This window comes from Geobacillus proteiniphilus (genome assembly GCF_001908025.1).
Taxonomy (GTDB): Bacteria; Bacillota; Bacilli; order Bacillales; family Anoxybacillaceae; genus Geobacillus; species Geobacillus proteiniphilus.
Genome location: NZ_MQMG01000044.1, coordinates 22,718 through 33,994, shown reverse-complemented (window position 1 = coordinate 33,994; position 11,277 = coordinate 22,718). Strand labels below are relative to the sequence as shown.

Below are 11,277 nucleotides of genomic sequence, written 5' to 3'. Positions count from 1 at the left end.
ATGGGAATGTCGGATCGCATTTTAGTCATGTCCGAGGGAAGAATAACCGGGGAGTTTCAGCGTCATGAGGCCACCCAAGAGAAAATTATGACTTGTGCAACGGGAGGAAAATGAGGATGAAAAGCCCGATTTCTATAGCGACCTTAGAGAGTCAAACAAAAGGGAAGATACGATGGAAATTTGATTTTCGTTCTTATACGCTAATTATAGCCTTAGTCTTTATCGCTGTTATTTTCAGTGTTTTAACTGACGGAGAGTTTGTATCGTCACGAAATTTATCGAACTTATTTATGCAGATGTCTGTCATTTCGATTTTGGCGATCGGCATGACACTAGTCATTATAGCAGGCCATATTGACTTATCAGTTGGATCTGTTGTCGGATTGACCGGGGGAATCGCTGCGATTTTGCAAGTATGGTATGGCTGGGGAACAGTCTCTGTTATTGTTGTGGCTATTGTTGCTGGCGTATTAATTGGACTTTGGCAAGGATGGTGGGTTGCTTATCGAGGTGTTCCTGCTTTCATTGTAACTTTAGGTGGGATGTTAGTTTTTCGAGGAATTTTGATTGGAATTAGCAATGGCGAGACTGTAGCGCCGTTAGACAATAGTTTCGAAGCGATAGGAAACAGTTATCTCCCTTACGTAATCGGCTACATTTTAGCTGCTGTCAGCATCATTTTATTGTTTCTTTCTTTAGGACGAAATAGAAAGAAACGAAAACAGTTAGGCTTAACGCTCAATTCCAAAATAAATGATTATGGCAAAACAGCAGTCTACTCGCTATGCATTTTCGTATTGGTGTATATGTTAAATCGTTATTACGGTGTTCCTATTCCGATGCTGATCGTTGTTTTATTGGCGCTTGTCTTTGTGTTTATTGCCGTTAAAACCCCGTTTGGACGATATATTTATGCGATTGGTGGAAATATTGAGGCGGCCGCTCTATCTGGGATCAACATCAAGCGTGTTGTATTGGCTGTCTTCATCTTAATGGGAGCGCTTTCGGCGGTGGCGGGTATCATTTTGACAAGCCGACTCAATGCAGCGACAGTCAGCGCTGGGGAGATGTATGAATTGGATGCTATTGCTGCTTGTGTTATTGGTGGCACGAGTTTAATGGGGGGAAGGGGAAATATTGTTGGGGCGATTATCGGCGCCCTTATTATGGCTAGTATCGATAACGGTATGAGCATGATGAACATTGAGACCTTTTGGCAATACATTGTGAAAGGATTAATTTTAATTGTTGCCGTTTGGACGGATATCTCAAGCAAAAGTAAGGCGAGTTGAGTTCAAGATGTAAAAAAGCGGGAAGAGGCTAGCTCATTCTAATGCTAGCCTATCTCTTTGGAAACAGGAAGGAGAGAACGAAAAGTGAAACCCACTGTCCGTTTTGGCATCATCAGCACCGCTGCTATTGCCAAAGAGGTGATGATTCCGGCGATTCGCCGAACGAGTCATGCGGAAGTCGTGGCCATCGCCAGTGAAAGTGGGAAAGCTAAGCAAGCGGCGAAGGAGCTCGGCATTCCGAAGGCGTATGACAGCTATGGTCAGCTGCTTGATGACCCGGACGTCGACGCAGTGTACATTCCACTTCCAAACAGCCTGCACGCTGAATGGACAATCAAAGCGGCGAAGAAGAAAAAGCACGTGCTTTGTGAAAAACCTGCCGCTTTATGCGCAGAAGATGTCCGGCGCATGATTGAGGAATGCGAGAAAAATGGCGTTTTATTCATGGAAGCGTTCATGTACCAGTTCCACCCACAGCACGAACGGGTCAAACAGCTTTTGGCCGCTGGCGAGATCGGCGAAGTTAAGTACATGCGCTCCCATTTCTCCTTTTACTTGCAAGACCGGGAAACGAATATCCGCATGAACGATGAGCTTGGCGGGGGAAGTCTGTTCGATGTCGGTTGCTATTGTGTGCATTCGACGAGACACATTCTTGATACCGAGCCCGTTGAGCTGTTCGTCCAATCTTGTTTTGATCCACACCATTCGGTCGATTTGACGACGAGCGGTTGGATGAGGATGGAAAACGGTGTTCTTGCGCAGTTCACGTGCAGTTTTGATATGCTCTTTCAGAACGAATACGAAGTAGTGGGCACGAAGGGAAAAATCGTTGTCTCGCGGGCGTATCGACCAGATGTCGATGGCGGTGAGGGGCGGATTACGGTCGCAACGGCTGATGGGAACGTACGCGAGGAAACGGTGGCAGGCGACCAATACGCGCTGCAAATCGAGCACTTTTCGCGCTCCATTCTCGAAGGAACGCCGCTGTTGTATTCCCCGGAGCGCATGATCCAACAAGCACGGACGCTTGATGCTTGCCGCACATCGATGAAAACGGGAGCGATCGTGCGGTTATAAAGGGAGGAGAATCGAGATGAACATTACATACGAAAAGTGGTCCGAATGGAATGGAAACGACGTGTTCTTATTCACCTTGACAAACGACCGCGGCATGGGACTGTCGGCGACAAACTACGGATGCATCGTGACGGACATCCGCGTTCCCGACCGGAACGGCAAGATCGAAAATGTCGTGCTCGGGTTTGGCCGGTTTGAACCGTATTTGACCAACGCCCCTTACTTTGGCGCGGTGATCGGCCGGGTGGCGGGGCGCATTCGTGGAGCGAGCTTCGAACTTGATGGAATCACATATCAACTGGCGAAAAACGAACACAACAACCACTTGCACGGCGGGCCGAACGGATTCCACCGCGTGCTTTGGCAGGCCGAGCCCGTCCAGCGCGACGATGCGGTCGGCGTCGTCTTTTCGTACACAAGCCCAGACGGGGAGGAAGGGTACCCGGGAACAGTTCATGTTCAAGTGGAATATTGGCTGAACAATGACAACGAATGGACGATCACACACCGGGCTCGTTCGGACAAAACCACTTTGTTCAATTTGACGAACCATACGTATTTTAACCTAAGCGGCAACGGCAAGCGTGATATTTTGGATCACACGCTGACCATCCAAAGCTCGCGTGTGCTGGAATTGAATGAGGAGCTGATTCCGACGGGCCGCGTCTTGGATGTGGCTGGCACGCCGTTTGATTTGCGGCAAGGAAAGACGATCCGGGAGGCGGTCGAATCGGGGCATCCGCAAATTGCACTCGTCGGCGGGGGTTATGACCATCCGTTTTGGCTCGATCGGCATCATGACAAAGAGATTGTGCTTTCCGACCCGGAGAGCGGGCGGGTGCTGACGGTGGAGACGGATGAGGTCGGCGTGGTGGTGTATACATCGAACCAGCTGCCGGAAGGGTTGGATCTAGGCGGCGTGCCGTCGCGGAAATATTTAGGCATCTGCCTGGAAACGCAAGGGCTGCCGGATGCGATCCATCATCCGCAGTTTCCGTCGATCGTATTGCCGGCTGACAAGGAGCAGGTGTCGATGACAAGGTATCGATTTAGTGCTGACTAAGTTGAATTTTAAAATCTGAAAGTAGTTGTGGAAACAGAAAGTCATCATAACAAGCGTCGGAATGTAAAGCATTATGTAATAAAAAACGGTAATATCTAGAGTGTGGGGGATCGTATGCCCATCCCCCCTGTAAAACTTCAACTAACATAGTTGTGGTTTTACAGGTGAAAACACTTTGTTTATATGATAGACAAACAAACATGAAAGCGTTATAATGAAACTGAAGCAAATCACTCTCGCTTATGAAGGGGGACTTGAAATGGCATATTTCCCGAATATCGGCACTATTCCATATGAAGGACCGGAGTCGCGCAATCCGTTGGCGTTTAAGTTTTATAATCCGGATGAAAAAGTCGGCGGCAAAACGATGGAGGAGCATTTGCGCTTTTCGGTGGCGTATTGGCATACGTTTACGGGGGATGGATCGGATCCGTTTGGCGTCGGCAATATGATTCGTCCATGGAATACGTACAGCGGCATGGATTTGGCGAAGGCGCGCGTGGAGGCGGCGTTTGAGCTGTTTGAAAAGCTGAACGTTCCGTTTTTCTGCTTCCATGACGTCGACATTGCGCCAGAAGGGGAAACGCTCAGCGAGACGTATAAAAACTTGGATGAAATCGTCGATATGATTGAAGAATACATGAAAACAAGCAAAACGAAGCTGCTGTGGAATACGGCGAACTTGTTCAGCCATCCGCGCTTCGTTCACGGGGCAGCGACGTCGTGCAACGCCGATGTGTTCGCCTATGCGGCGGCGAAAGTGAAAAAAGGGCTCGAGATCGCCAAACGGCTCGGAGCGGAAAACTACGTGTTTTGGGGCGGTCGGGAAGGTTATGAGACGCTGCTGAATACAGACATGAAGCTGGAGCTTGACAACTTAGCCCGCTTCTTGCACATGGCGGTCGACTATGCGAAAGAAATCGGCTTTGACGGCCAGTTTTTGATCGAGCCGAAGCCGAAAGAGCCGACGAAGCATCAATACGATTTTGATGTCGCAACGGCGTTGGCGTTCTTGCAGACGTATGGGTTGAAAGATCATTTCAAATTCAATATTGAAGCGAACCATGCGACATTGGCCGGGCATACGTTTGAGCATGAGCTGCGCGTCGCCCGCATTCATGGCATGTTGGGCTCGGTCGATGCGAACCAAGGCGATACGCTGCTTGGCTGGGATACGGACGAATTCCCGACCGATTTGTATGCGACGACGCTGGCGATGTATGAAATTTTGCAAAACGGCGGCCTTGGGCGCGGCGGCTTGAACTTTGACGCGAAAGTGCGGCGGGGCTCGTTTGAACCGGAAGATTTGTTCTACGCTCATATCGCCGGGATGGACAGCTTTGCGATCGGGTTGAAAGTCGCTCATCGCTTGCTGGAAGACCGCGTGTTTGAACAGTTCATCGAAGAACGGTACAAAAGCTATACAGAAGGCATTGGCCGCGAAATTGTCGAAGGAACGGCCGATTTCAAAAAACTCGAGGAGTATGCCTTGCAGCTCGGCGAAATTCGCAATACGTCCGGCCGCTTAGAGCGGCTGAAAACGCTGCTCAACCAATATTTGTTGGAAGTCAGCGCGCCGAGTGGATCTCGTTCGTGAAAGAGGGATGAGCGTGGAATATGTCATTGGCGTCGATTTAGGAACAAGTGCGGTGAAAGTGTTGCTTGTCGACCGCAATGGGCAAGTCAGAGGGGAATGGACCGAGTCCTATCCCCTCTACCAGCCTCATTCCGGCTATAGTGAGCAGCGCCCGGACGATTGGGTGGAGAAGACGATTACGGCGTTGCGCCGCGTTTGGGAAACGGCGGGCATTTCTCCGGAGTCGGTCGTGGGCTTGAGTTTTTCTGGGCAAATGCACGGGCTTGTGCTGCTCGATGGCGACGGGAACGTCGTGCGCAACGCGATTTTATGGAACGACACGCGAACGACAGCCGAGTGCCGGGAAATTGAAGCGAAAGTCGGTCGAGAGACGTTGCTTTCGATCGCAAAAAACGAGGCGCTTGAAGGGTTTACGCTGCCAAAACTGTTGTGGGTGAAAAACCATGAACCCGAGCTGTATGAGCGGGCGCGGGTGTTTTTGTTGCCGAAAGATTATGTCCGCTTCCGCTTGACCGGGCACATGGCGATGGATGTATCGGATGCGGCGGGGACGCTGCTGTTGGATATCAAAACGAAAACGTGGAGCGAGGCGATCGCCCGTGCGGTCGGCGTCGATCTTTCGCTTTGCCCGCCGCTTGTCGAGGCGACGGCGTTCGTCGGGACGCTCCGTCCGGAGGTGGCCGAGCAGACGGGGCTGCCGGTATCGGTGAAAGTGTTTGCCGGCGGGGCGGACAACGCCTGCGGCGCGGTTGGCGCGGGCATTTTGGCAGAAGGCCGCATGATGTCAAGCATCGGCACATCCGGCGTCGTCTTGGCGTATGAACAAAGTGGGGAAAAAGATTTCGCTGGACGAGTGCATTACTTCAACCATGCCGAGCCAAATGCTTACTATATCATGGGCGTGACGCTGGCGGCGGGCTACAGCTTTGACTGGTGGAAGCGGACGTTTGCCGAGGACGTGCCGTTTGCCGAGATCGTCAAGCGCGCCGCTGAGTCGCCGATTGGCGCCAACGGCTTGTTGTTTACGCCATATTTGGTCGGCGAGCGGACGCCTTATGCCGACGCCGATATTCGCGGGTCGTTTATCGGCATCGACTCGCGGCAGACGAAATGGGATTTCGCCCGCGCGGTCATGGAAGGGATTACGTTCTCGCTCAACGAATCGGTGGAGATCATCAAAGCGAGCGGCAAAACGATCGACTCGATCGTCTCGATCGGCGGCGGGGCGAAAAGCGCTGAGTGGTTGCAAATCCAAGCCGATATTTTCGATCTCCCGGTGGAAAAGCTGAAGAACGAACAAGGGCCGGGGCTCGGCGCTGCGATGATCGCCGCGTGCGGCGTCGGCTGGTTCGATTCGCTCAAGCAATGCGCGGATGCGTTCAAACAAGTCGAATCCGTCGTCGAACCGCGGCCGGATGCGGCGGCGAAATACAAAGAGCTGTTTGCGATTTATCGCGATGTATATCCGCGTACGAAAGAACTGGCGAAACGGTTAAAGGTGTTTCGGCCGTGACGATAAACTCCCTAAACCAGTGGATGGTTTGGGGAGTTTTTTGTTTGATCAAGCAATAAGGCAGGATGACCCGCCACGTTTGTCGAAAGGAGAACTTGAAAGGTGGAGATGAAACATGGACATTCGAAAAGAATTCGAACATCTTCAATATTTCTTTGACTCGTATTACAATCAGACGTTTTACAATGCTCAATTAGAAGAACAGTTTTTGCGATTTCTAGCGGATGAGCCGAAATGGGTGGTTCGTGCCTTGAAGCTGGAAGTAGAGAAGCTCGAACGCATCCACCATCGCCGCGATACGGAGACATGGGCAAAAATCGAAGAACTTGTTCATGAAAACAGCATGCGCTATTTTTCGTTTGAGGATGGCAAAACGTTTATCAAAGTGGCCAGCCGTTTGTTAAAGGATATTGAGTAAAGGGACAAATCATGAACAAACAGCCTGTTTATTGGACGTCAGGTGACAGCGATTAGGCATGGATCGTATTGTTCGCTTTATGTTTCGATCGATTGATTGAACAACGGATAACACCTGTTCTTACCATATGTATGTGAGATGTTGAAAACGCGCCGCGTTGGCCGGACAGCTGTCGTTCATGGAGCGTGCAAAAGACATAGTCGGCGTAAAGATTGATTCGACAAAGGGGGGAGGAAATCCGAGCACGAAGCGCGAAAAAATAGGAGAGGGGCAAAACGGTTTTAGCCGAAAGAAGGGAGATACGTATGTTCTCTACACTTCCCATCCCGATCATCCAAGCCCCGATGGCTGGCGGAGTGTCGACGCCTAAACTGGCGGCGGCGGTGTCGAACGCCGGAGGGCTTGGTTTTTTGGCCGGCGGGTACAAGACAGCGGAGGCCATGAGGAAGGAAATTCACAAGCTGCGGACGTTGACGGACCGGCCGTTTGGGGTGAATGTGTTTGTGCCGGGGGATAAAACAGTGGATGAAAAGGCGCTCGAACGCTACCGCGCCGTGCTCGAATCCGAGGCGGAGCGGCTTGGGGCGTCAGTCGGCGAGCCGAAATGGGATGACGACGACTGGGAGGCGAAGTTTGATGTGCTTCTTGAGGAGCGGGTGCCGGTCGTCAGCTTTACGTTCGGCTGCCCGGACAAGGAAGTGATCGCCGCCTTGCAAAAGGCCGGGTCGTTTGTCATGGTGACGGTGACATCAAGGGAAGAAGCCTGCATGGCTGCTGAAGCCGGGGCGAATGCGCTTTGTGTGCAAGGGGAGGAAGCGGGAGGGCATCGGGCTTCGTTTGGCAACGATCCGAAAAAGGATGGGGCGCTCGAGTTGTTTCCGCTGCTGGCCCAAGTGCGGACGGCGGTTCGGATTCCGCTTGTGGCGGCGGGCGGGATCATGGATGGGCGCGGCATCGCGGCGGCGCTCAAAGCCGGGGCGAGCGTGGTGCAGCTCGGGACGGCGTTTTTGCGCTGCCCGGAAAGCGGGGCGCATCCGCTCCATAAGCAGGCGCTTGCCGATCCGCGGTTTGCCGAAACGGCCGTGACGAGGGCGTTTACCGGCCGGCCGGCGCGCGGGCTTGTGAACCGGTTTATGGCGGAGTATCGCGCCATGGCGCTGGCGGCGTATCCGCATGTGCACCATATGACGAAACCGCTGCGAGCTGCTGCCGCCAAGGCGGGCGACCCGGAGGGAATGTCGCTTTGGGCCGGGACAGGATACCGGCTGGTGCGGGAGCTTCCGGCCGCGGAGCTTGTCGAAGAGCTGAAGCGGGAGCTGGAGGAAGCTTGGCGGAAATGAGTGAAACGTCCGCGCTTGTCGGTTACGGCCGCGGACGTTTCGCTATTCCCCAACGCTGCAATTTTTTCACTAATGTCGAATGATCGATGCCGAGCTGTTCAGCCGCTTTGCGGAGCGATGGGGCAGCTTCGAGCGTTTCGAACACGAGCTGTTTTTCGTACTGTTCCACTTTTTCTTTCAGCGTCGATGCTGACGGTGACTCCATTTGACGGCGGATGTGGGACGGCAAGTCATCGGGTTCGATGCATCGGGACGGAACGGAGACGACTAAATTTTCCATTAGGTTTTTTAATTCGCGGACATTGCCGGGCCAATGGTATCGCTCCAGTACCGCTTTGGCTGCTGGCGACAGCTTCTTTGGAATGCGGTATTGTTCGCAGAAAAAGCTGAAATAATGGTCAAGGAGCGGCTCGATGTCCTGCGGGCGCTCGGACAGCGGTGGAACGTACAGTTCAACGACGTGAAGCCGGTAGTACAAGTCGGCGCGAAACAGGCCGGCTTCCATTTGCTTTTGAAGGTCTTGGTTGGTGGCGGCAATGACGCGGACATCGAGCGCTTTCGCTTTACGGCCGCCGATGCGCTGTATTCTTTTTTCCTGAAGAACGCGCAACAGCTTCACTTGCAAGGAAAGCGGCATTTCTCCAATTTCATCAAGCAAAATCGTGCCGCCGTCGGCAAGTTCAAACAAACCGATTTTGCCGCCGGCTTGGGCGCCGGTGAACGCCCCTTTTTCATAGCCGAACAGCTCTGACTCAAGCAACGATTCAGGAATCGCCGCGCAGTTGACTTTAATGAAGGGAGCGTCTTTGCGTGGGCTGAGATAATGGATCAAATTAGCGATCACTTCTTTGCCGACGCCGGACGGGCCGGTCAATAACACCGTTGTTGGGTAGGCTGCGATTTGCATTACTTTGTCGATGAGTGTTTTCATGGCCGGGCTGCGGCAAATCATGGCCTCCTCACGGTTGTCGACGGAGAACGTATAACGATGCTGGTTGAGCTGTGAAAAACTTTTGGCTTTTTCCAACTCAAGCTTCAGCTTGTTCAGTTCCGAGATGTCGCGGACGCTCGTGACCACCATCTCGATGTCTCCTTGTTCGTTGAATACTGGATTTCCAGTGACGATGACATCTTTTTTTCCGCCAATGGTCTGCAACATGGAAATACGTTGCTTTTGCTTTAAAACGAGCAAAGATACGGATTGATCGAAATAGCCTTCACGAACGAGTTCCTCCATATGCCGGCCAATCAGCTCCTCACGCCGAAATCCAGTGATTTGTTCATAAGCGGAGTTGACCATAAGCGTTATGCCGTTGCCGTCAACGACATAGATGCCATCTGTTGAGAATTCGATAATTGTTTCCATTTGTTTGGAAAGTTGACGGTAATGTTCGATTTCATTGAAATCTTGCAAAACAGCAACTGCACCGGCTAATTCACCGTTTTCATAAAAAGGAGTGCGATTGACAAGAAAGGTGCGTCCGTGAATGATCGCTTCTGTCCCGATCATTCGTTCCCCTGTTTTGGCTACATGTGGGAGCTTTGTTTCGGGCAACAGGGCAAAGATGTCTTTGCCTTTCCACTCTTCTCCTTCGAGGTGAAGCAGTTGTTTTGCTGCGTCATTGAGAAAGACAATCTGGTTATATCGATCAATGACGATGACGCCGTTATGAAACGAGGAAAGAAGAGATTGCATCCATTCCTGATTCATCGTGGTATTCAATAAGAATCCCCCTTTTTTTCGATTGGTGAAAATAATCACCGACTGGTGAAAACGGTAACAATATGCTTATTTCAACAGAGTTGTCATCTTTTCCTTCTCTGCAATGGTGATTTTTTTCGTTGAAATATGAATGTAGGGTCATAAAACATTTGAGTCGACTGCTTTTTGGTTATGTTCTTTTTATTAGACATGCCTTAGCTCGTTTTTCGGATGAAAGACTGCCAAATGGCCGATGGTGTCCGCGTTCCACCAGTCCTGTGGAGGGAGAGAGAAGGATTGTTATAACTTGTGTATGTCGTCAGCTATGGGGGTTGGCATACTGCTTGCGTAAATGAAAAAACAGGGGAAGGTGACAAGACCCCCTAATCAAATAATGATAGAGGAGGAAAAGATGATGACAAACATAGTTAAACCTCGCCCAAAGTTGTATGTCATGGATAATGGACGAATGAGGATGGACAAGAACTGGATGATTGCGATGCACAATCCGGCGACGATTCACAATCCGAATGCACAGACGGAGTTTGTGGAGTTTCCTATTTATACGGTTCTTATTGATCATCCGGAAGGAAAAATTTTGTTCGATACAGCCTGTAACCCGAATTCTATGGGTCCTCAAGGTAGATGGGCGGAAGCGACCCAGCAAATGTTCCCATGGAATGCCAGTGAAGAATGTTATTTGCACAATCGGTTAGAACAGTTAAGAGTCCGTCCAGAGGATATTCGTTATGTTGTTGCTTCTCATTTGCATTTAGACCATGCTGGATGTTTGGAAATGTTTACGAATGCGACGATTGTTGTCCATGAAGACGAGTTTAACGGTGCATTGCAATGTTATGCGAGAAACCAAAAAGAAGGAGCTTATATTTGGGCTGATATCGATGCATGGATTAAAAACAACTTGCAGTGGCGGACAGTAAAACGGCATGAGGATCAGATTTTGCTGGCAGAAGGGGTAAGAGTGTTAAACTTTGGAAGTGGTCATGCTTGGGGAATGTTGGGCCTTCATGTTGAACTGGCGGAAACGGGGAAAATAATCCTTGCCTCCGACGCGATTTACACAGCGGAAAATTATGGTCCTCCTGTTAAGCCGCCCGGTATTATTTACGATTCGCTCGGCTATGTGAATACCGTCGAACGAATTCGCCGCATTGCTCAAGAAACTAATTCTGAAATTTGGTTTGGTCATGATGCAGAACAATTTAGCCAATTTCGCAAATCCACAGAAGGATACTACGAATGAAAGAAAGG

At 50.9% G+C, this 11,277-nt stretch carries 9 protein-coding genes; 8 read left to right on the top strand and 1 reads right to left on the bottom strand.

Annotation, left to right across the window (positions count from 1 at the left end):
• Positions 1-116 precede the first annotated feature (116 nt).
• From BRO54_RS14215 to BRO54_RS14185, 7 genes are all read left to right on the top strand, one after another.
• Positions 117-1,292, top strand: a complete 1,176-nt coding sequence (locus BRO54_RS14215; protein ID WP_041467868.1) for a sugar ABC transporter permease — start codon at positions 117-119, stop codon at positions 1,290-1,292.
• 84 nt (positions 1,293-1,376) lie between these two features.
• A complete protein-coding gene (locus BRO54_RS14210) occupies positions 1,377-2,372 on the top strand; it encodes a Gfo/Idh/MocA family protein (protein WP_011231368.1) in 996 nt (331 codons plus the stop codon).
• Between the two features lie 16 nt (positions 2,373-2,388).
• Positions 2,389-3,435: an aldose epimerase family protein gene (locus tag BRO54_RS14205; protein ID WP_011231367.1), complete on the top strand. Its 1,047-nt coding sequence runs from the start codon at positions 2,389-2,391 to the stop codon at positions 3,433-3,435.
• A gap of 259 nt (positions 3,436-3,694) precedes the next feature.
• Positions 3,695-5,032 carry a xylose isomerase gene (gene xylA / locus BRO54_RS14200; RefSeq protein ID WP_074044362.1) on the top strand — a complete coding sequence of 446 codons (1,338 nt, stop codon included), beginning with the start codon at positions 3,695-3,697 and terminating at the stop codon, positions 5,030-5,032.
• 13 nt (positions 5,033-5,045) lie between these two features.
• Positions 5,046-6,545, top strand: a complete 1,500-nt coding sequence (gene xylB / locus BRO54_RS14195; RefSeq protein ID WP_074044361.1) for a xylulokinase — start codon at positions 5,046-5,048, stop codon at positions 6,543-6,545.
• Between the two features lie 115 nt (positions 6,546-6,660).
• Positions 6,661-6,963, top strand: a complete 303-nt coding sequence (locus BRO54_RS14190) for a hypothetical protein (RefSeq protein WP_069304274.1) — start codon at positions 6,661-6,663, stop codon at positions 6,961-6,963.
• A gap of 305 nt (positions 6,964-7,268) precedes the next feature.
• The gene (locus BRO54_RS14185; RefSeq protein ID WP_074044360.1) at positions 7,269-8,303 is read left to right on the top strand and encodes an NAD(P)H-dependent flavin oxidoreductase; all 1,035 of its coding nucleotides are present in this window, start codon (positions 7,269-7,271) and stop codon (positions 8,301-8,303) included.
• Between the two features lie 22 nt (positions 8,304-8,325).
• Here the strand turns inward: BRO54_RS14185 and BRO54_RS14180 are convergent, their stop codons facing one another.
• The gene (locus BRO54_RS14180; RefSeq protein WP_081823183.1) at positions 8,326-10,026 is read right to left on the bottom strand and encodes a sigma-54 interaction domain-containing protein; all 1,701 of its coding nucleotides are present in this window, start codon (positions 10,024-10,026) and stop codon (positions 8,326-8,328) included.
• Positions 10,027-10,420: 394 nt separating this feature from the next.
• Between BRO54_RS14180 and ahlS the strand changes: the two genes are divergently transcribed.
• Complete coding sequence (gene ahlS, locus BRO54_RS14175; RefSeq protein ID WP_033025506.1) at positions 10,421-11,269, top strand: AhlS family quorum-quenching N-acyl homoserine lactonase; 849 nt, start codon at positions 10,421-10,423, stop codon at positions 11,267-11,269.
• Positions 11,270-11,277: the final 8 nt, after the last annotated feature.